This is a genomic window from Mucilaginibacter sp. SJ (assembly GCF_028993635.1).
GTDB lineage: Bacteria > Bacteroidota > Bacteroidia > Sphingobacteriales > Sphingobacteriaceae > Mucilaginibacter.
Map to the genome: position 1 here is coordinate 3901249 of NZ_CP118631.1, position 25453 is coordinate 3926701.

Sequence of the window (25453 nt, forward strand, 5' to 3'; positions counted from 1 at the left end):
TTCTTAATCTTTCATCATGAAATTAAAGCTTATAAGCTTCATTATATTGCTGTTGGTGCAGGTTTCTGCATTTGCAGATGTTATTATTGTTAAAGGCCGGGTGGTCGACGCGCAATCAAAACAAACCTTACCGGGTGCTGTGATCACGATCCCCGAATTAAAAATATCTGCCATAACCGATCCTAATGGCGAGTTTTCCTTTAAATCATTACCCAACAGGGGCAGGTTCCTGTTTTCGGTAGAATATGTGGGTTATAAATCCCTTACCAAAATAGTTGACCTTTCGGCGGGCACTCCGCTGGTTTTTGAATTGCAGTCGAGCATTATCGAAACCCACGAGGTGGTTATTACCGGCACAGCTATCAGCGCTAATAATAAACAAAACAGTACATCAGTATCAGCTGTGGGGCGCGATGGCTTGTTAAGGCAGTCGACCAACCTTATCGATGCGCTCGCGCACCAGGTGCCGGGCATGTCGCAGATCACTACCGGCCCCTCGATTTCCAAACCGGTTATCCGTGGCTTAAGCTATAATCGTGTAGTTACTTTGAGTGACGGGGTTAAACAACAGGGCCAGCAATGGGGCGATGAACACGGTATAGAGATTGATCAATACAGCTCCGACAGAGTAGAGGTGCTTCGCGGGGCAGCTTCACTGCTATACGGATCGGACGCGCTTGGTGGTGTTATTAACCTGCTTGAACCACTTACCCCACCCGACGGGCAGATCAAAGGTGAGTTTTTAACCAACTACTCCACCAACAACGGCCTAACCGGAACTTCACTGATGCTTACTGGTAACGAAAACGGCCTGGTATGGCGTGCCCGCGGCAGCTACAAAAATGCCTACTCCTTTAAAACGCCCGATTATTATTTCCCTAACTCCGGATTTAATGAAACCGACCTGAGCGGCATGATCGGTCTTAATAAATCATGGGGCTACTCGCATATCAACCTCAGCTACTTTAAAAACAACATCGGCTTTTACGACCCGGAGCCTGATAATGGCCTCAACTTTTTGCATGACGATGGCACACCATTTACACATGATGAATACAAAAGCCGTACGCTTGAATACCCTAAGCAGGATATTCGCCATTATAAAATAAACTGGGATAACAACTTCATTACCGAAGGGGGGAACCTGAAAGTGAACCTCGGCTACCAGAAAAACCAGCGCCGCGAGCTCGACGGACCGGATCCTTCCCTGTTCTTTGATTTGAATACGTACTCGGGCGATGTAAAATATTATGTTACCGAAGCAAACGGGTGGCAGCCTGTTTTTGGCGCGAGTTCGGACATCGGCCATAGTTTAAACAAAGGCTCGGAGTTTTTGATCCCGGCTTATGATACTTATGGCGTGGGCGCTTTTGCATATATCAAAAAAACCTGGGATAAAAACACCTTTAATGCCGGTATCAGGTATGATTATCGCAAAAACGAGGGCAAAGGCCTGGTTGAGGATGGCGAAACCAAATTTACCCCTTTTACCAACAAATTTTCGAACGTAAGCGGTGCGTTGGGTTATACCCATGAGTTTAATGACAATCTGAATTTCAAGGCCAATGCCGGCTCGGCCTTCCGCGCGCCAAACCCGGCCGAACTTGGCTCCAACGGTGTACATGAAGGTACTTTCCGCTATGAAATAGGCAATCCTAACCTGGCGCCCGAAAGAAGTTACCAGGTTGACGCTACCCTGCAATACGACGACAAAATTGTAAGTGCCAGTTTAGGGATCTATGAAAACTACATCCATAACTATATTTACGCGTCGCACAAGCAGGGGGATGTGGCGCAGGCCGAAAACGAAAGCGGCAGCCTGAGCCAGTTTGATGTGTACCGCTACAACCAGGTTAATGCTAACCTGTATGGTGTTGAAGGTAACTTTACCCTGCACCCGGTAAGCTTCATCCATTTTGAAAATACTTTTGGCTACACTTATGCCCGCAATAATACGCTTGACAGGCCGCTGGCGTTCATCCCTGCCGGTACACTGAAAAACACGCTGCGTTTTGAGCCAACTATTAAAGGGTTGAAACAATCATACATTTCGGTAGGGATTGATAACTTCTTTAACCAGTACCGTTATGATTCCGCCTTTGAAACCGGCACCAAAGGCTACACGCTGTTAAATGCAGGCCTGGGCACAACGGTTAACTTTGGCAAACAACCAGTTAAACTGTATGTATCGGGTAATAACCTGGCCAACATCAAATACTATGACGCGCTTAGCCGTCTCAAACCCGGCCGGATAAGTTCGGAAGATCCGGAATTTGGTATTTATAATATGGGGCGCAATATTACCTTCGGTATTTATTTGCCATTGTCCATCAATTAATCATTAATAATGTTTCATATAAAAAGTCCTGCTGCCCGGCGGGACTTTTTTATTTTCCTGCCCCTCGCTTGGCGCACGTATTGTGAGACTGTCCGTGCAGGGATTACTTGTACCTTCCTGGTCATCGCCAGGTCAAACTCCCCTCTTAGAGGGTCGGGGGGCAAACATTTAGTTCTGTCTTCTGTATTTTTCTGTATGCGTAAAATACTTATACTTCTCCTCCTGGTATCTGCTGGCATGGCGGCAAAAGCCCAAGCCGATACGCTTTCTATTACGCTCGAAAATGTAAAATACCCGTACCCGGTTAGTTTTATGCCGATAAAAGTTGAAGGGCAGGATCTGCGCATGGCTTATATGGATGTAAAACCGGCTGCTCCAAATGGTAAAACAGTAATGCTTTTTCATGGCAAAAACTTTGGAGGCTATTATTGGACAGATGTGATCCGCGTGCTTAGTAACAAAGGTTACCGGGTGATTGTGCCCGACCAGATCGGCTTTGGCAAATCGTCGAAAGCATTTATTCATTATAGCTTTCATCAACTGGCAAGGTTTAACAAAAACCTGCTTGATAGCTTAGATGTTCAAAAGGTTACTTTAATGGGCCACTCCATGGGTGGGATGCTGGCAACCCGGTTCACGCTCATGTATCCCGGCAGGGTTGAAAAATTGCTGCTTGAAGATCCGATCGGCCTGGAAGATTATCGCACATTTGTTCCCTATGCAAGTGTCGAAGACGATTATAAAACCGAATTGAAAACCAGCTACGAGAGTGTTAAGAAGTATTATCAAACGTCGTACTTTACCACCTGGAAACCCGAATACGATTATTTGGTTGCGATTGGTGCCGGTGTAAGTAAAAGCGCCGACTTTCCCCGTTATGCCAAAGTAGCCGCGCTCACTTTTGAAATGATTTACGAGCAGCCGGTTTGTTATGAGTTCGGGCTCATTAAAGTGCCTGTGGTTTTGTTCATCGGCAAAGAGGATAAAACCATTGTAGGCAAGGCGCTGCTAAGCGAGGAGGAAAAAGCAAAACATGGACAATATAAAATATTAGGGCCCGAAACGGCTCAAAAGATCCCCGGCTGTAAGCTCATTGAGTTTGACAATTGCGGGCATATCCCGCATATTGAGGTTAAGGAGGCCTTTTTTAAATCCTTGACGGCGAATTTATAATTTAGGGATTTTGAGTATTTTTGAGCAAATGAAAGGGTGTTATGGAGGGTAGCCGCCGGGCGAGTTCCTAAAAAACCGTGATGGCGTATAAGATAGGCTTTAGCGATGATGTGCGGGGGACCGCGTTAGTGATAGGAGCGGATACCGGCCTTGTGATTAAGGCCTGTGCAGTATGAGCGGATAGCACGGGCCGCAGGCAACGCCCATATTAATATCGATCAAAAAAATATATTTAATAATCAATGATTTACGATCACGTCATTATATAAAGCAATCACACGCAAGCAAAGCGGCTCTGTATAGCATGCGGTTGCCACGCTGCTCGCAAATGACATGGTATAGAACAACATTATAACACGTGCAACTATCTGTAAATTCAACATCCCAATTACCGCAGGCTGCCGAAGCCATCCTGGCCAACTCGGCAGGGAATAAAATTTTTCTTTTTTATGGCGAAATGGGAGCTGGTAAAACAACGCTTATCAAAGCTTTATGCGAAGAACTTGGCGTAACCGAACAGGCAACCAGTCCGACGTTTTCAATTGTAAACGAATATACCGGGCGCGACAGCAGGATCTTTCATTTTGATTTCTATCGCCTTAAAAATCAAACAGAAGCATTGGATATGGGCTATGAGGAATATTTTTATAGCGATGCCTACTGTTTTATTGAGTGGCCCGAAAAAATTCCCGACCTGCTCCCCAACCGTTACACCAATATCCGGATCCGGGTTTTGGACAGCACCTCGCGCAGCATCAGCATGGAAAATTTTTAGTTTTATCATACATCGTTTTTTCTTATCTTCAACAGCCTTAAAAAAAACACATCATGAGTTCAGGGATATATAGCGGGTTTTCGGATATTGCCAAGCAAGCAATGTTGCAGCCCCAGGAGTCGTTGCTGGAGGTAAAAAGCAAAAAAAACAAGCTATACATCGGCATTCCCAAAGAGGTTTCCTTCCAGGAAAACCGCGTGCCCTTAACCCCGCTGTCGGTAGCGCTGCTGGTTAATAACGGCCACGAGGTGATGCTGGAGAGTAATGCCGGGCAGGCCGCCAATTTTTCGGATAAGGATTACAGTGAGCAGGGCGCGCAGATAGTATATGATACCAAAAAGGTTTACGAGGCCGATATCATTATCAAAATAGCCCCTCCTACCACTCATGAAATTGAGCTGATGAAACCCGGGCAGCTCCTGATCTCTACCCTGCAAATCGCTACGCTCAAGGCCGAAAGCATTCACGCGCTGATGGCCAAAAAGATCACCGCGCTAAGTTTTGAGCATTTGCGCGATGAGGGCAATACCCTTACGGTGGTGAGGGCCATGAGCGAAATTGTAGGTGCTACTTCCATACTTATAGCAGCCGAATATTTAAGCAATGTTTTTGAAGGCAAAGGCCTGATGCTGGGCGGCATAACCGGCGTTCCGCCAACCGAAATTGTGATTCTTGGTGCCGGAACCGTGGGCGAATACGCGGCACGCACCGCCATATCATTGGGTGCCGAGGTTAAGGTATTTGATCCGTCGATATACAAACTCCGCCGCCTGCAAAATAATATCGGCAACCGCGTTTTCACATCGGTGGTACAGCCTATTGTATTAGAAAAAGCCATCACCACCTGCGATGTGGCCATAGGCGCGCTCCGTGCCGAAGATGGCCGCAGCCCTTGCATTATTTCTGAAGCTACCGTTAGCCGCATGAAACGCGACTCGGTGATCATTGACGTAAGTATTGACCAGGGCGGCTGTTTTGAAACGTCCGAAGTTACCAATCACACCCACCCCGTTTTTCGCAAGTATGATGTAATTCATTATTGTGTGCCTAACATCGCATCGCGTGTAGCCCGTACCGCTACCTATGCGCTCACCAATATTTTTGCACCGATACTGCTTGATATCGGCGATATGGGCGGCATCAAAAACCTCATATGGCAAAAATCGGGGGTGCGTAACGCGGTTTATATTTACCAGGGCCAGCTTACCAATAAACACATTGGCGAGCGTTTCTCGATCCCCTGCAAAGACCTCGATTTGCTGATCGTATCGCACAGGTAAACAGCTAATATGAATTACCGGTATTTGATATTGCTGATATTTGTAGCGTGTACTTTGCGCGTTAATGCGCAGCATTATAAATATATCGACAGTGCAAAAATTTATGGTATTGCCCGCTATAAACTACAAGTTAAAGCAAATCCCGATAAACAGCTGGTTGAAATAAAGAAATATATCCCCGAAATTATCTTAGACCTGCGGTATGCTACCACGAACAATTTTATGCGCCGCCGTATGTACACAACGGCCAAAGCTTATGCAAGGCTCCCGGTTGTAAAAGCGCTTCAGCAGGTTGAAGCCGAATTAAAAATGCAGGGCCTTGGCCTAAAAATTTACGATGCCTATCGCCCCTATTCGGTTACTGTTAATTTTTATGAAATGGCCCCCGATACCAATTTTGTAGCCGACCCGCGCAAAGGCTCAAAGCATAACCGTGGTTGCGCTATTGACCTTTCCCTTATCGATATTAAAACCGGCAAAGAACTGGATATGCCAACCGGCTTTGATAGCTTTAGCCGTAAGGCCGGGGCAAACTATATGGATTTACCGCAGCAGCAAATTACAAACCGCGAATTATTAAAAACGATAATGGCCAAATATGGCTTCAGGGTGATCTCAACCGAATGGTGGCATTATGACTTTACGGGCTGGGAGAAATATGAGCTGCTGGATATTCCGGTACAGGCCCTCTAAATATTTTAAGCCCGTCCAAAACTCACAACTTTTATTTAAATCGCCCTACAAAAGGCATCAATATTGCTTAACCATTCACGAATAAGCATTAATCTACAAAAACACAGGCATGAAGTTTTTAAGCAAAGCATACTTTAAACAACTATGGAAGGTGTTGCTGGCATCGTTCACGGGCTTTTCAAAAGATAATGGCTTAAAATTAAGCGCCTCGCTGGCTTATTACACCGTTTTTTCAATTGCCCCTTTATTAATTATAGTAATATCTGTAGCCGGCCTGGTTTTTGGACAGGATGCCGCAACCGAGCGGTTGTACCCCGAAATTGTTCGTTATGTTGGCAAAACACCGGCAGCACAAATTCAGGATGCGTTAAAGCACCTTGCGCTATCCGGGAAATCGGGCATAGCAGTTGTTATTGGCGTGGTTACGCTTTTATTGGGCGCAAGCAGTATTTTTATCGAGATCCAGGATTCGCTTAATATAATCTGGAGGGTTAAAGCCAAGCCTAAAAGCGGCTGGATGCAATTGCTGAAAAACCGGTTTGTGTCCTTTTCGCTCATCATCAGCCTGGGCTTCCTGTTGCTGGCATCGCTTATTATCAACCTGGTTATAAGTGCCGTGAAGGATCAGATCCAGCATTTTTTTCCCGGTATCGATTCTTTTACGAAAGTATTTGTCCAGGTGCTAAACCTGGGCATTACCCTGGTGGTAATCACTACTTTGTTTGGCATCATATTTAAGTTTTTGCCCGATGTTAAAATCAAATGGCGCGATGTGCGCAGCGGCGCGGTATTTACAGCTATCCTGTTTATGATAGGACAGTACCTCATCAGCCTTTATATCCAATATACAGCGCAAGGGTCGGCATATGGTGCTGCGGGTTCTATTATTGTGATATTGGTTTGGATCTATTATACATCGGCCATATTGTACATCGGTGCCGAGTTTACCCAGGTATTTGCCGAGGCCAGCGGTAGCCATATCGAGCCCGCAGATTATGCCGTTCATGTTCAACAAACCGAGGTTGAACACCGCGTAAAAACCCTTCCACCTCAAAACCCCCAGCTTGAAGGGCATTTGAAAAAGGATGAGACAGGGAAAAAGGAGTAGGAAAGATTACGGTAAAAACGGGTATTATGCTGAGCATGACAACTTAAAAAAAGGGGGCATCCTGAGTGATTTAAATCCGTCGGACTCTGAAGAAAAATGACATCTGCGTCACGTCATTGCTGAGTTACGAAACAATCTCTTATAGGCAGACAAGGTGCTTAGTGGTATTGAACTTGCTTCGTCGCGCTCTTGGCCGCGCGGGGCCAGTTACTTTTGTCGCCACAAAAGTAACCAAAAAGGCTTGCAGCAGAGAGGCTTCTTTGCGCACAACCACTCCAGAACCCGTCGCGCCGGCCTTTGCCCTGCAAATCGGACAGAACCACGGGCTGCAATTATTTTGCCCTGCTTCGCACACAATGCCTCCGCTTCTGCAAAAACTTGCTATGCCCCTGCAGCCGCACCGCCCAGCATCATTCTGCTCGTTTTCACCCGAAGCTGATCTGCTGCGAAAAACCACATTTTTTATCTTGTCATGGGTAGCCCGTCGATGCATGGTGGGGTGGTCTGCGCGCGCCCCTTCGATAAACTCAGGGTGACAGGCCAATGCGGAGATAAAAACGGGTGTCATGCTGAGTAAATTAAATCCGGCGGCCTCTGAAGGTGAAATGACAAAAGAGGGACTGTCGGTCTGAGCCCGTCGAAGACTCGTGCGGAGAGGCCTGCCCGCCATACTTCGACTGGCTCAGTATGACACCCGTTTTTTAAGTTGTCATGGGTAGTTCCCGAGGCATGGTAGGCCGGGCCTCTGCGTATGCCCCTTCGATTGGCTGACATGAGATGTCGTAGAATCCAGACTTACGAAGTTTTCAAAACTTCGTAAGTCTTCCCCGGATTTGTCATTTGCACTAAACTATAAAAGGAAATGAAGATAAGATGCGTACAAATCAAATCCCGCCAATCCAAAATCCGTTTAATCCCGGTTCAGTTTTGCTACGATCTCATCCGCCGTCAATTTTTCCTGGACCCCGCTTGCCATGTCTTTAAATGTCAATAACCCCGTTTGCATTTCATCACCGCCGATAACCACCACATAAGGGATGTTTTTATTGTTAGCGTACTCCATCTGCTTTTTAATTTTTGCTCCGGCAGGATAGAGTTCGGTGTTGATATTGTTGCGACGGAGCTGCTGTAATAGAGGTAAGCTATAAAGTTCGCCTTCTTTATCGAAATTGCATATAAGCACCCGCGTGGTTTGGTTGCTGCCGGCCGGGAATAGGTTTAGCTCTTCCAGTACGTCATAGATCCTGTCAGCCCCAAAAGAGATCCCTGCGCCGGTAAGACCTTTTAAGCCAAACATGCCGGTAAGGTCGTCATAACGGCCACCGCCGCCGATGCTGCCCATATTTACTTCGTTGGTTTTCACCTCGAAGATGGCACCGGTATAGTAGTTTAAGCCGCGCGCAAGGGTAATATCCAATTCAAGCTTTGCGGTTTGAAGCGGACAGCGTTCTATATAGCCAAAAACGGTTTCTATTTCGTCGCAGCCTTTTAAACCAATCTCTGATTGGGCTAAAGCCCCGCGAAGGCTCGCCAGTTTTTCGGTGTTGTTGCCTTCAAGCAGGATAACAGGTTTTAGTTTGTCGATATCGGCATCGGTAAAACCTTTTTCGAGCAGCTCTTTAATCACGCCATCAAGGCCGATTTTGTCCAGCTTATCGATAGCTACAGTTAAATCAATGATGTTATCGGCTTTGTCTATAACCTGTGCAATGCCTGATAGTATTTTTCTATTATTGATTTTGATGCTGAAATCTTTAAGGCCAAGCTTGGTTAAAGCTTCATCATAGATCATGATAAACTCGGCTTCGTTCAGTAGTGAATCAGAACCAACTACATCGGCATCGCATTGGTAAAACTCGCGGTAGCGGCCGCGCTGCGGTCTGTCGGCGCGCCAAACCGGCTGCACCTGGAACCGCTTGAATGGAAAGGTGATCTCGTTTTGGTGTTGAACTACGTAACGGGCAAAAGGCACGGTTAGGTCGTAGCGCAGGGCTTTTTCGGAGATAGCAGACGCAACAGAATTAGAATTGCGTTCAATAAGTTTTTGTTCGTCAACCTTGGCCAGATAATCACCGCTGTTAAGTACTTTAAATATCAGCTTATCCCCTTCTTCTCCATATTTCCCCATTAAGGTCGATGAGTTTTCCATAGTTGGGGTTTCTATCTGCTGATAGCCGTATTTGCGGAAAACGGATTTAATAGTATCGAAAATATAATTGCGTTTCACCATTTCGGCGGGTGAAAAATCGCGTGTGCCTTTGGGTACGGATGGTTTAATGGATGCCATGCGGCAAATGTACAAAAAAGAGGATTATGCGGGGTTGTGCGTTTGCTTTGCATGTCTGTTACTAAGCATGCGGGCCACAAGCCGGGAGGCTTGCGGCAGCGATTAAAAAAGAAAAGCGGTTTCGCCTGCGAAACCGCTTTTCTTTTCCCCTTTTGCTAACGCCCGGCTCCAGCCGGGTGTTGACTATCAAACGGCCTCCGGCCGCCGAAGCCATGTTACGCAGGCCAGAAGCCAGGGAATAGTTGCCACCCGGCAGGAGCCGGGCAGCGGCGTAGTTTTTTTACTTATGCGTATGAAAACTCAAGCTTGTTGCAAAGCCAATAGTGACATAACCATAGCTATCTTCAAAAAACTGGTTGTAATCATCCTGTCCGCGGTAGCCTCCGCCAACCATAAGGGCGGCATCAGGCATAAACGGAAACTGGTAATAGTATTTCAGGCTTACATTTAAACGTTTCTTGAAATCAAAGGTTGAGTAATTATCGTACTTGTCGGCGATGTAAGTGAAGTCGAAGCGGATACGCTGCCAGTTTTGGTATACTTTTTTGTTCTTATCAATAGGGTCGGTATAGGCTTTGGCGAAGTTGTACATACGGCTACCATTAATGCGGATAAAGCCGTAATGATCTTTCAAGCCTTCGGATAAACCGAGGTTGAATAAACCGGCATGAACTTCTAAGCCCAGGTTATCATAGCGGTTGATGATGAGGTCTTTTTTATCAAAGCGTTTACCGCTGTAATAAGTTAAAGTATAAAAGTTGGTGGTGAACTTGCCGCTATCGCGGTTAAAGCTGCCGTCGGGATTAAGTGATGGTCCGCGTACGCCGTTGGAATGATGCGAGTAACCGAACGAAAAGAACTTTGGATTGTAAGTGTCCTCATTCACCCTGAAATACACCGTACCGCCCGGCATAAAACTTGGTGATTTTACCGGCGCGCCATGTGAGGCCAGCAGGCGGATCTTCACCCGTGGGGTAAACACAAAAAAGAAACGCGACTTCGGCGTGCTGAATAAAACGAAGTTAGGTGCCAGATCGGCAGTGAGCTGGGTTTTTATTTTGTTAAAGTAATCGTTTCCTCCTTCTGATACCCGCAGGTTTTGCTCGTAAATGTGATCAAATGCCTGGTTGATCAGCCGCTTTTTCATCAGTGCGCTGTCGGCTAATGTATCTGCCGGGGTAACGGAATGGCTATCTGCGGCCGCTTTTAAGCTATCGACAGCTATAAAAATAAACAGGGCACAAATTGCTTTTAATGCAAATACAAAATTGAAACGCGATGTTAAGCCGGACTTTTTAAAATCCGGTTTTATAAAATAAAAATTGATCAATGTAGTAAGTATTAGTTACCGATAATGTCTGGGTTGCAGATAATTATAGTTAGCCATATGTGTTAACATAGGGTTAATTATAATGGCGCAATATTACTTATTATAAGTTTTTTTGCAATCGGGCATATGTCAGCATTAAGTAAATGTATCGGCAATCGGCATCTTGTGACATTAGCCGGAAATTATGAATGTTTGTCGGCTGTTTCTGCGACTGATTGGGGGTATGTAACAGGGAAATTGTTGTAAAAAATATATGCTGGTAGAAAGCGTACGAATAAGAAATTTTTACACTAATTTTTTCAAATTAATCGAATTACACGAATTTTTCAATTGTATAAATTTGAGATTAGTGTAATTCGATTAATTGTGGTAAGTCGGCAAATAATTCGTGCGAAAATTTCTTACTGCGATTTGCAAATATTCAACCCGCGCGATTATGCAGAGTTTGTCTGCAGGCCTGCTACTCGTGACTTAGCAGACATTTTTTAAGCGCAGGCCCATTTTGCCCTTTGGGCAAAACAACACATATCAATCTGAAAATATGGTGGTGCTATTTTGTCAGTGCTTAGCATTGCTCAATCCGCTAATATGGAAAAACTTAAAAAACGGATAAAAAATCGCTGAAATATTCGCCGCCTCCTGTTCTGCATTTGAACCCCCTTTGATTATTCCTTTAAGTTTTATTTGTTGATAATCAAATGTTTAATGATGTTTCGCTCTGTTTTTTAGATGCCTGATTATCAATGTGTTTCATAAAAAAGCCGTTCCGCTGTTTCACTCTCAAAAAATGGAACAGTACTGTTTTTAAAAAAAATAACGGCCAGGGGTTTTTAAATTTTTTGTGGGGAATCAAAAAAATGGGACACCTCATTTGTTACAATCAGGTGCCTGCTCGATGTTATCCATCTACCATAAATTGTCCATTGTAACCAAGCTTTTACCTCAGTTTTCACAGGCTTATACTTTATTTTTGCGATAATCGTTTTAGCATTAAAAAAAAGCCAATATATTTAGCCCGACCTAAAAAAATGTTCACTTAATTTGCAATTAAAACGTTTTATCAAAATACGCCCTTAAACAGTTTTATACTTTTTAAGTCAGATACCTTGTACAAAGCAAAACAATGAAACCAACAGGAGCCGCCGCAACCAACCAACGCTATTTTAATGGCGGTTCTGATACTATAAAAACAACTATAATTTTATGAAAAAAATCATGCTTGGCCTGATGGCCATCCCGGCACTTTGCTTGTCGGCGTCGGCACAAACCAAGGGTTACACTCCCCTGTTCGATGGTAAAACCACCACCGGATGGCACACTTATCTTAAAAAAGACGTTACCGCCTGGAAAGTGGTTGACGGCACACTCCAGCTTGACCCCAAGGCCGAAGGCCAGGGCGATTTGGTTACCGACGGCGAATACGAAAACTATGAACTTGTTTTAGACTGGAATATCAGTAAAGAAGGAAACAGCGGCATTATTTTCGGCGTGCATGAAGATCCTCAATTTGGCGATACCTATTTAACCGGTATCGAAATGCAGGTGCTTGATAATAAAGATGCCAGCGATAACAAAAAAGCCAACCACCTTGCGGGTTCATTATATGATATGAAAGCCCCGTCAAAAGATGTAGCAAAACCTGCCGGCGAATGGAACAAAGTTAAACTGCGTAAAAAAGACGGTCAGCTTACTTTTTGGCTTAATGGAACCAAAATTGTTGATGTAAAAATTGGCAGCGAAGAGTGGGCGCAATTGTTAAATAACAGCAAGTTCAAAACCTGGAAAGGTTTTGCCGCCTATCCTAAAGGTCACATCGCATTGCAGGACCATGGCCATTTAGTTAGCTTCCGCAACATCGGCATTAAGGAGCTTTAATATTTTTGATGAACAGGGTACGGATATAGTGCCCTGTTCATATCTTTATACCATAACTTAAATTGTGTTAACATGCTCCAGGCATGTGTAATTTCTCTTCGTATAAGAAAGAAATTAACATGCTCCAGGCATGTGTAATTTCTCTTCGTATAAGAAAGAAGGATACTTTGATATAATATGAGCGATCTGCAAATTAAAAAATCATCAGCCACCTATGATGTGGTGATTGTTGGTTCGGGTGCCGGCGGGGGTATGGCCGGTTACGTTTTGGCTAACGCCGGGATAAAAGTTTTAATGCTTGAGGCCGGCGCTTATTTTGACCCCGCTAAAGATTCACAACAGTTAAAATGGCCATGGGAATCCCCGCGCCGCGGTGCCGGTACTACCCGTCCTTTCGGCGATTTTGACGCGGCCTATGGAGGCTGGCAAATTGATGGCGAGCCTTACACCACCAAAGATAAAACCGAGTTTTTCTGGTTCCGCTCACGGATGCTGGGCGGCCGTACTAATCACTGGGGCCGGATCTCATTAAGGATGGGCCCGCGTGATTTCCAGGCCAAAGACGGTCTTACCGACGATTGGCCAATCACTTATGATGATGTTAAGCCTTACTATGATAAGGTAGACCGTATGATAGGTGTTTACGGAACCAAAGAAGGTTTGGAGAATGAGCCGGATGGCATTTTCCTTCCTCCGCCAAAACCAAGACTTAATGAGCTGTACATAGTAAAAGGTGCTCAAAAAGCCGGTGTTAAAATTATTCCGGGCCGTGGTTCGGTATTAACAGAGGCTTTACCAGGCAATAAAGACCGTGGTGCATGTTTCTTCTGCGGGCAATGCGGTCGTAGCTGTAAAGTTTACGGCGATTTCTCGGCATCATCATGCCTGGTTATCCCGGCCATTAAAACGGGTAACTTAAAGGTGATTACCAACGCCATGGTACGCGAGGTGATTACCAATGCCGAAGGCCTGGCTGTCGGTGTATCATACGTTAATAAAGAAGATTTGCAGGAGTACCAGGTTAATGCGAAAACAGTTATCCTTGGCGCAAGCGCCGGCGAATCAGCCAGGATCCTGCTTAACTCAAAATCGGCCCAGCATCCGGGCGGTTTGGCTAACAGCAGCGGTGTTGTAGGGCATTATCTGCATGACTCAACCGGCTCAAGCGCAGGTGGTTTCCTTCCACAGTTGATGGACCGCAAGCGTTACAATGAAGACGGCGTTGGCAGTGTGCACATCTACTCGCCATGGTGGCTTGATAATAAAAAACTGGATTTTCCTCGCGGTTACCACATCGAATATGGTGGTGGTTTACACATGCCGTCATACGGTTTCAGCGGTGGTATCCAAAACATGAATGGTGTAGTGCCGGGCCGCGATGGTAAAATGAAAGAGGCCGGTGGTTATGGTGCATCATTAAAAGATGACTACCGTCGTTTTTATGGTACCCAGTTTGGTATGGCCGGTCGTGGTACTGCTATTGCCCGTTACGATAACTATTGCGAAATTGATCCTAACGTAGTTGATAAATACGGGATCCCGGTATTGCGTTTCCACTATAAATGGGCCCCTGATGAAATTAAACAGGCCAAACACATGCAGGAAACCTTCCAGGAAATTATGCACAATATGGGCGGTGCAATATACGGTCCGCCGCAAGGCCCTGAAACCAACTACGGTTTGGAAGCTCCGGGTAAGATCATTCATGAAGTAGGTACTATCCGTATGGGTAACGATCCTAAAAAATCGGCCTTAAATAAATGGTGCCAGGCGCATGATTGTAAAAACCTGTTTGTGGTTGACGCTGCTCCATTTGTGCAACAAGGTGATAAAAACGCGACATGGACAATCCTTGCGTTATCAATGCGCACTGCAGAATACATTATTCAGGAAAGAAAAAAATTAAACGTTTAACAAGCTAACATAACAATTTTATGAACAGACGTGACTCCCTTAAAGCCCTGGGCTTGGGTACACTTTCGGCAGGATTATTACTGGAGGCCTGTAAAACCGATACGAAAAAAGGCGCAGAAGAAACAACCACAGCAGCAGCCGGCGACGAAGTTGGTCGCCAGCCGTTTGAGGTTGAGCGGGATAAAAAACTGCATGCCGATAAATTTTTCACCGCTGCCGAAATGGCTGCCATCACTGTACTGGCCGATATCATTATCCCAAAAGATGAAAAATCGGGCAGCGCATCTGATGCCAAGGTGCCTGATTTCATCGAGTTTATTGTAAAAGATATGCCCGATCATCAAACCCCCATGCGCGGTGGTTTACGCTGGCTCGATTTGCAATGCCTTAACCGTTTTGGCAAGCCATTTACCGACTGCACTAAAGATCAGCAGATCCAGCTAATTGATATGATCGCTTACCCTAAAAAAGCCAAACCAGAAATGGCCCAGGGCGTAGCTTTCTTCAACCGCATGCGCGATCTTACTGCTTCGGGCTTTTTCACCAGCGAAATCGGGGTGAAAGATATTGGCTACGCAGGTAACCAACCCGGCAAATGGACGGGTGTACCTGATGACATCCTGAAGCATTACGGTATGGAAAATGTGAAGGCTTCGGCTTCGATGTAAGCAGCCCCACCCAAACCCTCCCCGGAGGGGGAGGGCTTAAAAAACTATTCTTGCGCTCGTTTGCAACGAGTGCTTAACCTGGGTTTGCGTTTATAACGCAAAGGCGATACAATCGCCAAACCATATTAAGCGCTCGTTACAAACGAGCACAAGTTTTACTTCAACTCCCAAGCCCCCACCCCAAACGCCGGCAAATTAACCGCCAGTTTTCCTCCCTTTGCTACCGGTTTTGCATCCCCAATAATATTAAGCGTATTTCCGTTGGCATCAATATTTGCACCGGTTTCCTTATCCGACAGGTTTATCGCCACCAGTATGGTTTGCCCAGCATCCTTCCTCATAAATGTAAAAACATGATCATTATCGTTATTGATAGTTTTGTAGCTGCCATCAATAAAAGCCGGGTTTGCTTTGCGAATGGCAATCATCCGTTTATAGTAATTCCATAATGAGTTTGGATTTTGTTTTTCTTCTTCCAGGGAGATCCCATCATTAGGCTTATCGTTATTGAACTGATCTTTCCAGGGCCCGGTTTGTTTATACCACAAGGCCATGCCTTTGCCTGTATCGCTTTTGTACCATTCAAAAGCTTCCCTGTCGGGAATTTCATTGGCATCGGTAGCGCCAAAATTTGCCGTAGTGCCGGTCATGCCCAACTCCTGCCCATAATAAATGGATGGGATGCCGCCTATCAGCAGGTTAAAAGCGCAGCCAACTTTCATTTTTGCCAAATCGCCTTTTACAGCATAGCTAAAGCGGGGCACATCATGATTTTCGATAAAAACCACCTGTTGCTTGCCGGGAGGCAGCATGGCCAGTGTTGAATCGGCATTGGCTAAAAGTAGCCTTTTATCAAACGACCGGATAGCAAAACACAGCCGTAACCCAAATACCCGGTCAACACCTCCATGTTCCAGATATTCGGTACCAAGACTAAACCAGTTGGCTTGTTCGGCAACTATTTTAATTTTAGGGTTGATGGCTTTTAGTTTGGTTAGCAAAGGGTTCCAGAAAGTATCGAATAAGTGTGGAAGGCGACCTTTGTTATCCAGGTCGTCCATCATATGATCAAGCCGGAAACCATCTACCCCGTCATCAAATTTACCATCGCCGTTGGGGTCTATCCAGTAGCTGAACAATTTTAGATTATAAGCATTTGAAGCATCGCTGTTGAGGTTTGCTGTCGTTATTTTGCGGGATACGCTGTCATAACCTGTTAGTCCGCTGAGGTTATATACTATGGTTGATGGCTTTTTGTTGTCCTTGTCATCCCATAAAATATAATCGCTGTATGGCGATTTTGGGTTTCCGAAGGCCTCCTTCCACCAGCGGGAGTCTTCAGTTACATACTGGGTTTCCATATCCATATAAAATTTCATCCCCCGGCGGTGCAGCTCTTTGATCAGTTTAAGGTAGTCGGCGAGGGAGCCATATTTCGGGTCGATCTTTTCAAAATCAATAGCAAAGTAATTATGATAAAAAACAGATTGATAAAGCGGGGTAAGCAATATAGACGTAACCCCGAGGTCCTGCAAATAATCAAGCTTTTGGCGGACGCCATTCAGGTCGCCGTGATAATCGCCATTACTATCGTAAAAACTTCGCTGAAATATATGGTAAATAATTTCGTTGTTGCCCGGCACACCCGTTTGAGCATTAACGCCGGGGGGAATTAAGCCAAACAATAAACAGCCCAGGATAAAAAGCTTATTTAGTTTCATGGTTTTTATAATTGGAGTTTAAAGTAACGCAAAGGGTTGACTATTAACAATAACTACAGGTGTGAAAAACTGGTGTATTTTATCCGGCAGCCCTTCAAAAACATTATCAAAAGCGATAAAAATCCCTTTGTGGGATAATATAGGCCACTTTTTGGACAATTTGCTAAAGTTTTAGAATCATGGCTTAACCTATTTTTGTTGCATAGGCTTGGCGTATCCGGCACTGCTGATATGGCAAGCTATGGTAATTGCTATTATTTGCATAACCAGTTTAAAGGCGTATGAAAAGCGTTTAACAAATACCCCAATTATGGCTATAATATGCAAGGCGGCTATTGCCAATGGAAAGGGTGGCTTTTCAGTCCAGGATATTGTGGTGAACGAACCGAAAGATGATGAAGTGCTGGTTAAAATAAAAGCAGCGGGACTTTGCCATACCGATCATGACTCGTTAAGCTGGGGAAAACAGCTCATTATAGGTCACGAAGGTGCCGGTATTGTGGTTTCGGTTGGAAAAAATATTAGCAGTGTACTACCCGGCGATAAGGTGATCTTAAACTGGGCCATGCATTGCGGCAAATGCTTTCAGTGCCTGGAGGGTAACCTGCATTTGTGTGAAGTAGCCTCGCCGGTTGCAGCCGGCGGTAATGGCTACACTCCGGGTCATGCAGGTCTTGAGGGCACAACATTTAATGGCGAACCAATTTTAAGATCTTTCAATATTGGCACTATTGCCGGATATACGCTGGTAAAAGAGTCGGCAGTGGTAAAAAATACTTCGGAAACCATGTCATTCCCTGCTGCAAGTATCATCAGCTGCGGGGTGATGACGGGCTACGGCTCAGTGGTAAATGCAGCCAGGCTAAAAGCAGGCTCATCAGCAGTTGTATTGGGTACCGGCGGTGTGGGTCTTAATGTGGTACAGGGTGCAAAGGTTGCCGGCGCAGAAAAGATCATCGCCGTTGATATTAATCCCCATCGCCTTGAAACGGCTGTAAAGTTTGGCGCAACCCACACCATCCTGGCTGCAAAAGATGATGCCGGCCTGCTTAAAGCCGCCGAAGAAGTAAAAAAACTTACCGGTGGCCGCGGGGCAGATTACGCTTTTGAATGCACTGCCATCCCCGAATTAGGTGCAGCCCCCTTAGCTATGGTGCGCAATGCCGGTACGGCCGTACAGGTAAGCGGAATTGAACAGGAAATCACCATTGATATGCGCCTTTTTGAATGGGATAAGATTTACATTAACCCACTTTATGGTAAGTGCCGCCCGCAAATTGATTTTCCGGATATAGCACAACATTATACCAGCGGGCACTTATTACTTGAAGAAATGATTACACGTACATATTCTATAAACGAACTTGATAAAGCTTTTGACGACATGCTGAAAGGCAGGAATGCTAAAGGGGTTATCGTGTTCGACTAAAAAAGCTCATGCCATTTAAAACAACAGAAATTTCCAATCCGCAATATGAAAGTAATCAGCTACGGTTTATAACTGTAAAAACGCCCAATTTAAAGGGCCGGGGTGATATTTGCGTATACGTTCCGGCCGGAGCCAATAAAAACGAGGTTTTACCCATTGTAATATTGCTGCATGGGGTATATGGCAGCGCCTGGAGCTGGGCCATGAGCGGGGGCGTTCATTTAAAAACCAATGAACTGATTGAAAAAGACGAATTGCCAAGAATGATATTAGCCATGCCGTCGGATGGGCTTTGGGGCGATGGCTCAGGTTATTTGCCCCATAGCGGCTTTAATTTTGAGCAGTGGATAGCCGATGATGTGCCTATGGCTGTAATGGAAAATATTCCCGGTGCAAAACAAAATTCACCGCTGTTTATCGCCGGCCTCTCTATGGGAGGATTTGGCGCTTTGAGGATCGGCGCAAAATACGGGCATAAATTTAAGGCCATTGCCGGCCTGTCGTCTATAACAAGCTTGCCGCAGATCAAACTTTTTGCCGGTGAGCCCTTAAAAACCTATGCCCAGGATATTGTAGCCGATGAAGATGTGTTTGCAACATTTAAAAAATACAGGCCACAACTGCCGCCTGTTCGGTTTGATTGCGGTACCAATGACCTGCTCATCAACTATAACCGCGATTTGCATAAAAAGCTGGATAAGGAGAAGATCCCTCATATTTATGAAGAAAACCAGGGTGGGCACGAGTGGTCATACTGGGCAAAACATATTATTTCAACGCTTAAATTTTTTGCCGGTAAGCTGTAGATAAGGCAGTTAATATAAACTAACGACTGGCTTGTAATGTGCGAATATCATTATTTTGTCAGTTTTAATTAGTCAGACATACCATTATTGCACTTAATAACGTTTATCTACTTTGTAGGTTAACGCCTGCAAATAGTGATAAGGTTTAGGTTTAAAGCCCCCAAGCAGCGAGTGCAAGGGGGCTTTTATTTTTACCGACAGGTTTTCTGCACAACAAAATTTGATATTTTCACCTATTTTAGTTTTTTGTTTGATATCATAAATGGGCGATCTGAAGAAAGAATTACATCAACTATGTATTAATTACGTGCGTAAAATTATGGAAGCCACAGAGCTTGCCATAGCCGATGCGCAAAAGGCATCAACCGATGATACCAAAAGCAGCGCGGGCGATAAATATGAAACCGGGCGCGAAATGATGCAGCAGGAAACCAACCGCAATATGACCCAGCTAAATGAAGCTAACAAGTTGCTGGTAGTACTAAACCGCGTCAGCACCACCGGGGTATCGATGCATGCCGAGTCCGGGAGTGTGATAGTTACCAATAATGGTAATTTTTACCTGGCTATAAGTGCCGGTGTTTTAACACTCAACGGCAAAACATATTTCGCGGTGTCGCCCGCATCGCCGATAGGCAATTTGCTTAGCGGTAAAAAAGCCGGGGATGAGTTTACGCTGAATGGCAAACGCTATCAGATTGAATCGGTAGTTTAGGGTTTTGCGGTTAATTTTGCTTCCGGAAAATAACTTTGATTACAGTAATATTTAAAAAATACCGGCTTGCCATTTTTTTCATATTTATTTTACAAAAACGCCATATTTTCAAAACAAAATGAATTGGCCTTTGTATTAATGGGTTGGCTGCCACCATTTATTTTCCCAAAACTGAAAAAAAAGTAAATTTTTTTAAAATAAAAGCACTCATTCACATAAACATGCAGTAATCATCAAATATCTATTACTATATTTGATGTTAACAAAACGTGGGTAATTAACAAAGCATGCCCATTAAAAACTAAATATTAATGAACATATTCGTAGGAAGCCTTCCTTTTACTTTAGGGGAAGCCGATTTAAAGCAGCTTTTCGAAGCTTATGGTGAAGTTAACTCCGTAAAAATTATTATTGACAGGGAATCAGGAAGAAGCAAAGGGTTCGGATTCATTGAAATGGCAGATGATGAGGCAGCACAACAAGCGATAAGCGGCCTAAACGGTTCTGAAGTTAAAGGAAGATCAATTGCAGTAAGCCAGGCAGAAGAGAAAAAACCAGGCGGCGACCGCAGAAGCAGTGGCGGTGGCTACGGTGGCGGTAACCGTGGCGGCGGCGGTTACGGTGGCGGCAACCGCGGTGGCGGTGGCGGCTATTCAAGAGATAACCGTGGCGGCGGCAAAAGCTGGTAAAAATATAACCTAAAGTAAAATACCGGGCTTTTAGGTCGGTATTTTACTTTAAGTATTGCATCTATAATCTACCTTCAGGAATAACAACTATTTAGGGATTTTTTGCCTACGCAAACCTCTATGCCCTATTATTACTCCGGACAGGTTCTTTTATCATTGCATTTTTTGTGGGAGCCTTACTTCAAATACAGTCCCTTGGCCAGGTTTTGAGTAGATATTGATTGATCCTTTAAGGGTTTCGATCAGATGTTTTACTAATGCCAGCCCAAAGCCAAATCCTGCTTCGCCGGTTGTTCCTGTTGTTGAACCTGCATTGCCTTTCAGTATTTTTTCGATACCTTTTTCATCTATACCAACACCACTGTCCTTCACCTGGATTTGCAGTATATGGGTATGGTCGTTCAGTTCGAGGCTCAGGTCTGCATTAACATAACCGCCGGCCGGAGTAAATTTTATGGCGTTTGAGATGAGATTCCCGGTTATTTGTAACAGTTTATTCCGGGCAAAGGGAATCCGCTCCGATTCGGATGAGGTTGTAACCGTAAGCAAAATGTTTTTATTGCGGGCTTGCGGAATAAAAAGCCGTTCAATTTTATCTTTAAATACCAGCAGGTTAAATTCCGCTCCATTGGATATGGGTTTATGATCATTTTTATCAGCACTCAGGATCTCATCTGCAAGCTCCAGTATCGACCGCCCGCTTTTATGGATCAGGTTGGTAAACTCCAGCACTTCTTCTATCTGGTTTGCCTCTCCCTGTTCGCTGATCAGCTGGGCGAGGCCGATGATCCCGCTTAAAGGTCCGCGGATATCGTGAGCTACCTTTTTTTGAATTTCGCTGGCTTCAGCAAGCTTACTTTTTAGTTTGTTAATTACTTTCAGGTCTTTTAACCTGCTTAGTATTTCATTAGCAATGATCTTTAAAAGTTCAACCTTTTCTGGTGTGAGTTCCTTAACGTTTTTATCAAGCACACATAAGGCGCCGATATTATGATCGTCGCCTACCTTTAGTGGTATGCCATAATAATATCTTAATTTGGGCCCGTCGGTTACATAAAATTTATCCCGGAAACGTTCGTCATTCCGCAAGTCTTCAACCTCAAAATACTCTCCGTCTATAATAGTATACTGACAAACCGAATCCTCACGGGGCATTTGTTCAATTTCTAAACCATGACCACTGATACTCCATTGCGTATAGGAGTCGATAAGGTTAACCAGCGAAACCTCCGTGCCGGTAACTTTGGCTGCCAGCTTGGCCAGGTCCTTAAAACTGTCTTTGTGTTCGGTATAATCAAGATCAAATTCCGAAAGGCTTAAAAGCCTTTCCATTTCATTGTCAGGGATTGGCGGAACAGGCATATTAAATATATATTGGTAATTGTTATATACGTGCTTTTACCCACATAAGATTCAGTGGATAATAAACAGGTGTGCATTAAATTTTAGGTAATTGTGTATACATTATCATAAATTTATGCCGGTTAATCACATTAGCCCCCGCAACTAAAACTATATTATCAACGTAATTGTTTTAATTGCACTTCTGCGTTAATTAACATAAAATTTGAACCCTATGAAAAAACTGCTCTTATTAACATTATTTATCGGCTTAACCACTATAACTTTTGCGCAGCGCAAAGTAGTTTGCTGCAGTAATCCATCGGCAACACAGCAGTTTGCCATGCTGGCCTCCAATACCCGGTTCAAAATGTCGCACAAAAATCCTTTGCCAATCCGCTTTCAAAGCAGTATAGGCGAGGCCATCACCTACAAAACGCCGGATGGTAAACAGGCATCAGCATTTTTCATGAAAGCCAAAAAGCCTGCTAATAATTATTTATTGGTGATACATGAATGGTGGGGCCTTAATGACTATGTAAAAAAAGAATCAGAAAAGCTATATAATGACCTGGGTAACGTCAACATTATTGACCTTGACCTATACGACGGCAAGGTAGCTACCACACGCGAAGACGCGGGCAAATTTATGCAGGCGGTAAATGACGACAGGGCCCGCGCTATAGTAAACGGAGCCATAGCTTATGCCGGCCCCAAAGCCCATATTGCTACTATTGGCTGGTGCTTTGGCGGCGGCTGGAGTTTGCAAACCAGCTTGCTTGCCGGTAAAAAGGCGGTAGCTTGTGTAATGTATTATGGCATGCCCGAGCAGGACGTAAATAAACTAAAAACCTTAAACGCCGATGTGCTGGGGAACTTCGCCAATAAAGATCAGTGGATTAACCCTAAGGTTGTAGCTAAATTTGATGCTGATATGAAAGCCGCCGGAAAAAAGGTTTACCTGCACCAGTACGATGCCGACCATGGTTTTGCAAACCCGAGCAATCCTATTTATAACAGCGATGCTACGAAGGACGCCTATGCAAATACGCTGGTGTTTTTAAAAGCAAGATTGAAGTAAACAAAATTAACCGTGTAGTGTTGTATGGGGCAAGCTTTAGCATGCCCCGTTTTTTTGTAACATTGCATAAAATTTATCTATTTGACACGCTCTGCTAAAAAGGTTGTTTCGTATCTTCTTAAGGCCGGTATATTGATAATTGCAGGGTGGTTTATTTACCGGCAGTTCAACAAAAAGAATAACGACCTAAAGCAGTTTGAACATTTCGCATCGCAAATAAGTACTACCCATGTTGTTATTGTTATGGGGCTGGTAGTTATGTTGATGTTTTTGAACTGGTTCCTGGAAGCGCTTAAATGGCGCTATGTAACCAAAACATTAATCAATATTTCTTTATGGGAAGCTGTTGAGGCTGTTTTTTGCGGCCTTACCTGGGCAGTAACCACACCAAACCGACTGGGCGAATATGGTGGACGTGTTATGTTTTTACCCCCTCGCAAGCGTATTCCGGGTATTTTTGCCATGGGTGTAGGCTCATTTAGCCAGGGTTCGGTAACCAATGTTTTGGGGGTAGTAGCCATGATCTGGTTTGTAGTCAATTTCATTCATGCCAATTTATTGCTGGCCTGGGGGGTAGTTGCTATCGGTGTTGTAATTGCAGCTATGCAGCTGATATTTTATTTTCATATTAACTGGGCGGTTACTTTGCTTGACAGGGTTCCGTTCATCAAAAAATATCACCGATTTTTTGAAGTAATGGGCCGGTATCACACCCACGAACTTATCAACATCATGGGGTTTAGCATTGCGCGGTATATCACGTTTTCAATGCAGTATTTCCTGGTTTTTCAGTTGTTGATGCCGCATATGGCTGTTGTACCCATGATGCTGATGCTGATGCTGTTTTTCGTGGTATCATCAGCTATCCCATCTCTTGATCTTTTTGATATTGGTGTACGCGGCTTTACTGCTTCGCACCTGTTTGTGTATGTGACCGATCAAAATATCGCCGTAATAGCCGGTGTATCGTCAATATGGCTTATTAATTTATTTATTCCTGCTATTTTAGGATCGTTGTTCGTTTTAAAACTCAAATTCTTTTGACCGCGCTGATTAGTATTATTTCATTATTTTCTATGGGGCTTTATGTGCTGTTGCTGATCTATCTCCGGATAGGCTGGGCAAAGGTCACCATCGCCCCGGTTATTGGCCAAACATTTAGCACCAAAGTTACCGTGCTTATTGCGGCCCGTAATGAGGAAGAAAAGATCCACCTTACCATTGAAGACATTTTAGCGCAGGATTATCCCAGGCACCTGGTGGAGATCATCATTGTTGACGATCATTCAACAGATAATACCGCGGCTATCATCAGCAGTTATGCGGCACAGGGCGTAAAGCTGTTGCAGCTTAGGCTTGGCGAAACACTTAACTCCTATAAAAAGAAAGCGATAGCCGAAGCCATTAAACTTTCAACAGGCGACTTAATGGTAGCAACGGATGCCGATTGCCGTATGGGTAATCAATGGCTGCGTACTATAGTTGGCTTTTATGAGCAGCATGACCTGGTGATGATTTCTTCGCCGGTAACTTATTTCCAGGAGCAATCGGTATTTGAGCGCATGCAAACACTTGATTTTTCATCGCTTATTGGTATGGGGGGGGCGTTTTTAGGTCATGGTTTTGCTGCCACCTGTAACGGGGCAAATTTTGCTTATCGTAAAGATGTATTTTATGAAGTAGGCGGTTTTACCGGCATCGATGACCTGGCCTCGGGCGATGATGAACTTTTATTGCACAAGGTTGGAGAACGTTATCCCGGCAGGATAGCCTTTTTAAAACGGCGCGAGGCAATTGTATATACCCACGCAAAGCCTAATTTAAAAGAGTTTATGCAGCAAAGGCGCCGCTGGGCATCAAAATCAACCAAGTATAAAAATAAAAAGATGGTGGCCTTTGCGCTCAGTATCTGGCTGTGTAATTTTATGCTATTGCTAACAGCCGTTCTGGGTGTTTTCGATAGCTGTTTCCTGAAATTGTTTCTGCTTACTATCGGAATTAAATATGCGATAGACTTGTTATACATGACACCGATCATGAACTTCTTAAAACGGCGTGAACTACTTTGGTATGTAAGTTTCGTTTTGCCGCTTAATATCCTTTATTTCGTTATTATCGGCTTTTTAGGGAAAAATAAGAAATATGCCTGGAAAGGCAGGATCGTTAAATGAGCCGAATTTAAGCTCAAAGCCCAAGGCTGAAAGCTTAAAGCTTAATGCTCAAAGCTATA

20 protein-coding genes are annotated in these 25453 nt (G+C 44.4%); 16 read left to right on the top strand and 4 right to left on the bottom strand.

All coding sequences use genetic code 11. The features are described 5' to 3' along the window. Positions 1-16 precede the first annotated feature (16 nt). From MusilaSJ_RS15750 to MusilaSJ_RS15775, 6 genes are all read left to right on the top strand, one after another. Entirely contained in the window at positions 17-2338 is a 2322-nt protein-coding gene (locus MusilaSJ_RS15750) for a TonB-dependent receptor (RefSeq protein ID WP_274985888.1), read from the top strand. 195 nt (positions 2339-2533) lie between these two features. Beyond that, positions 2534-3511: an alpha/beta fold hydrolase gene (locus MusilaSJ_RS15755; protein WP_274985889.1), complete on the top strand. Its 978-nt coding sequence runs from the start codon at positions 2534-2536 to the stop codon at positions 3509-3511. Positions 3512-3869: 358 nt separating this feature from the next. Then, positions 3870-4286 carry a tRNA (adenosine(37)-N6)-threonylcarbamoyltransferase complex ATPase subunit type 1 TsaE gene (gene tsaE, locus MusilaSJ_RS15760; RefSeq protein WP_274985890.1) on the top strand — a complete coding sequence of 139 codons (417 nt, stop codon included), beginning with the start codon at positions 3870-3872 and terminating at the stop codon, positions 4284-4286. A 53-nt stretch (positions 4287-4339) separates the two neighbouring features. Beyond that, positions 4340-5566, top strand: a complete 1227-nt coding sequence (locus MusilaSJ_RS15765; protein ID WP_274985891.1) for an alanine dehydrogenase — start codon at positions 4340-4342, stop codon at positions 5564-5566. A 9-nt stretch (positions 5567-5575) separates the two neighbouring features. Beyond that, a complete protein-coding gene (locus MusilaSJ_RS15770; protein WP_274985892.1) occupies positions 5576-6259 on the top strand; it encodes a M15 family metallopeptidase in 684 nt (227 codons plus the stop codon). A 109-nt stretch (positions 6260-6368) separates the two neighbouring features. Then, a complete protein-coding gene (locus MusilaSJ_RS15775) occupies positions 6369-7367 on the top strand; it encodes a YihY/virulence factor BrkB family protein (RefSeq protein WP_274985893.1) in 999 nt (332 codons plus the stop codon). Positions 7368-8277: 910 nt separating this feature from the next. Here MusilaSJ_RS15775 and hisS read toward each other — a convergent pair. Then, positions 8278-9654: a histidine--tRNA ligase gene (gene hisS, locus MusilaSJ_RS15780; RefSeq protein ID WP_274985894.1), complete on the bottom strand. Its 1377-nt coding sequence runs from the start codon at positions 9652-9654 to the stop codon at positions 8278-8280. A 280-nt stretch (positions 9655-9934) separates the two neighbouring features. Then, positions 9935-10984, bottom strand: a complete 1050-nt coding sequence (locus tag MusilaSJ_RS15785; RefSeq protein ID WP_274985895.1) for a hypothetical protein — start codon at positions 10982-10984, stop codon at positions 9935-9937. A 1203-nt stretch (positions 10985-12187) separates the two neighbouring features. On the opposite strand from MusilaSJ_RS15785, the gene MusilaSJ_RS15790 reads away from it, so the two are divergent. From MusilaSJ_RS15790 to MusilaSJ_RS15800, 3 genes are all read left to right on the top strand, one after another. Continuing rightward, a complete protein-coding gene (locus tag MusilaSJ_RS15790; protein WP_274985896.1) occupies positions 12188-12859 on the top strand; it encodes a 3-keto-disaccharide hydrolase in 672 nt (223 codons plus the stop codon). A gap of 177 nt (positions 12860-13036) precedes the next feature. Continuing rightward, on the top strand, positions 13037-14773 hold the full coding sequence (locus MusilaSJ_RS15795) for a GMC oxidoreductase (RefSeq protein ID WP_274985897.1): 1737 nt from the start codon (positions 13037-13039) through the stop codon (positions 14771-14773). 20 nt (positions 14774-14793) lie between these two features. Next, complete coding sequence (locus tag MusilaSJ_RS15800; protein WP_274985898.1) at positions 14794-15441, top strand: gluconate 2-dehydrogenase subunit 3 family protein; 648 nt, start codon at positions 14794-14796, stop codon at positions 15439-15441. Between the two features lie 155 nt (positions 15442-15596). Here the strand turns inward: MusilaSJ_RS15800 and MusilaSJ_RS15805 are convergent, their stop codons facing one another. Further along, a complete protein-coding gene (locus MusilaSJ_RS15805) occupies positions 15597-17162 on the bottom strand; it encodes an alpha-amylase family glycosyl hydrolase (RefSeq protein ID WP_274985899.1) in 1566 nt (521 codons plus the stop codon). A gap of 310 nt (positions 17163-17472) precedes the next feature. On the opposite strand from MusilaSJ_RS15805, the gene MusilaSJ_RS15810 reads away from it, so the two are divergent. The 4 genes from MusilaSJ_RS15810 to MusilaSJ_RS15825 all read left to right on the top strand — a co-directional run bounded on the left by MusilaSJ_RS15810 (position 17473) and on the right by MusilaSJ_RS15825 (position 20801). Continuing rightward, positions 17473-18591 carry a Zn-dependent alcohol dehydrogenase gene (locus MusilaSJ_RS15810; RefSeq protein ID WP_274985900.1) on the top strand — a complete coding sequence of 373 codons (1119 nt, stop codon included), beginning with the start codon at positions 17473-17475 and terminating at the stop codon, positions 18589-18591. A gap of 8 nt (positions 18592-18599) precedes the next feature. Next, positions 18600-19397 (top strand): alpha/beta hydrolase, encoded by a 798-nt coding sequence (locus tag MusilaSJ_RS15815; protein ID WP_274985901.1) that lies wholly within the window; start codon positions 18600-18602, stop codon positions 19395-19397. A 319-nt stretch (positions 19398-19716) separates the two neighbouring features. Beyond that, the gene (locus MusilaSJ_RS15820; protein ID WP_274985902.1) at positions 19717-20112 is read left to right on the top strand and encodes a 3-oxoacyl-ACP synthase; all 396 of its coding nucleotides are present in this window, start codon (positions 19717-19719) and stop codon (positions 20110-20112) included. Positions 20113-20423: 311 nt separating this feature from the next. Further along, positions 20424-20801: an RNA-binding regulator gene (locus MusilaSJ_RS15825; RefSeq protein WP_274985903.1), complete on the top strand. Its 378-nt coding sequence runs from the start codon at positions 20424-20426 to the stop codon at positions 20799-20801. A gap of 153 nt (positions 20802-20954) precedes the next feature. Here MusilaSJ_RS15825 and MusilaSJ_RS15830 read toward each other — a convergent pair whose 3' ends face one another. Next, the gene (locus MusilaSJ_RS15830) at positions 20955-22163 is read right to left on the bottom strand and encodes a sensor histidine kinase (protein WP_274985904.1); all 1209 of its coding nucleotides are present in this window, start codon (positions 22161-22163) and stop codon (positions 20955-20957) included. A gap of 214 nt (positions 22164-22377) precedes the next feature. On the opposite strand from MusilaSJ_RS15830, the gene MusilaSJ_RS15835 reads away from it, so the two are divergent. From MusilaSJ_RS15835 to MusilaSJ_RS15845, 3 genes are all read left to right on the top strand, one after another. Next, positions 22378-23223: a dienelactone hydrolase family protein gene (locus tag MusilaSJ_RS15835; RefSeq protein ID WP_274985905.1), complete on the top strand. Its 846-nt coding sequence runs from the start codon at positions 22378-22380 to the stop codon at positions 23221-23223. Between the two features lie 81 nt (positions 23224-23304). Next, on the top strand, positions 23305-24267 hold the full coding sequence (locus MusilaSJ_RS15840) for a lysylphosphatidylglycerol synthase domain-containing protein (RefSeq protein WP_274985906.1): 963 nt from the start codon (positions 23305-23307) through the stop codon (positions 24265-24267). Then, positions 24264-25394 (top strand): glycosyltransferase, encoded by a 1131-nt coding sequence (locus tag MusilaSJ_RS15845; RefSeq protein ID WP_274985907.1) that lies wholly within the window; start codon positions 24264-24266, stop codon positions 25392-25394. The genes MusilaSJ_RS15840 and MusilaSJ_RS15845 overlap by 4 nt, the downstream gene beginning before the upstream one ends. Positions 25395-25453 lie beyond the last annotated feature (59 nt).

Excerpts from the sequence above, each read along its gene's own strand:
- MusilaSJ_RS15805 (WP_274985899.1), bottom strand. The coding sequence starts at position 17,162 with ATGAAACTAAATAAGCTTTTTATCCTGGGCTGTTTATTGTTTGGCTTA.
- MusilaSJ_RS15795 (WP_274985897.1), top strand. The coding sequence starts at position 13,037 with ATGAGCGATCTGCAAATTAAAAAATCATCAGCCACCTATGATGTGGTG.
- MusilaSJ_RS15755 (WP_274985889.1), top strand. The coding sequence starts at position 2,534 with ATGCGTAAAATACTTATACTTCTCCTCCTGGTATCTGCTGGCATGGCG.
- MusilaSJ_RS15750 (WP_274985888.1), top strand. The coding sequence starts at position 17 with ATGAAATTAAAGCTTATAAGCTTCATTATATTGCTGTTGGTGCAGGTT.
- MusilaSJ_RS15815 (WP_274985901.1), top strand. The coding sequence starts at position 18,600 with ATGCCATTTAAAACAACAGAAATTTCCAATCCGCAATATGAAAGTAAT.
- MusilaSJ_RS15820 (WP_274985902.1), top strand. The coding sequence starts at position 19,717 with ATGGAAGCCACAGAGCTTGCCATAGCCGATGCGCAAAAGGCATCAACC.
- MusilaSJ_RS15830 (WP_274985904.1), bottom strand. The coding sequence starts at position 22,163 with ATGCCTGTTCCGCCAATCCCTGACAATGAAATGGAAAGGCTTTTAAGC.
- MusilaSJ_RS15825 (WP_274985903.1), top strand. The coding sequence starts at position 20,424 with ATGAACATATTCGTAGGAAGCCTTCCTTTTACTTTAGGGGAAGCCGAT.
- MusilaSJ_RS15810 (WP_274985900.1), top strand. The coding sequence starts at position 17,473 with ATGGCTATAATATGCAAGGCGGCTATTGCCAATGGAAAGGGTGGCTTT.
- MusilaSJ_RS15765 (WP_274985891.1), top strand. The coding sequence starts at position 4,340 with ATGAGTTCAGGGATATATAGCGGGTTTTCGGATATTGCCAAGCAAGCA.
- MusilaSJ_RS15770 (WP_274985892.1), top strand. The coding sequence starts at position 5,576 with ATGAATTACCGGTATTTGATATTGCTGATATTTGTAGCGTGTACTTTG.
- hisS (WP_274985894.1), bottom strand. The coding sequence starts at position 9,654 with ATGGCATCCATTAAACCATCCGTACCCAAAGGCACACGCGATTTTTCA.
- MusilaSJ_RS15790 (WP_274985896.1), top strand. The coding sequence starts at position 12,188 with ATGAAAAAAATCATGCTTGGCCTGATGGCCATCCCGGCACTTTGCTTG.
- MusilaSJ_RS15775 (WP_274985893.1), top strand. The coding sequence starts at position 6,369 with ATGAAGTTTTTAAGCAAAGCATACTTTAAACAACTATGGAAGGTGTTG.
- MusilaSJ_RS15800 (WP_274985898.1), top strand. The coding sequence starts at position 14,794 with ATGAACAGACGTGACTCCCTTAAAGCCCTGGGCTTGGGTACACTTTCG.
- MusilaSJ_RS15835 (WP_274985905.1), top strand. The coding sequence starts at position 22,378 with ATGAAAAAACTGCTCTTATTAACATTATTTATCGGCTTAACCACTATA.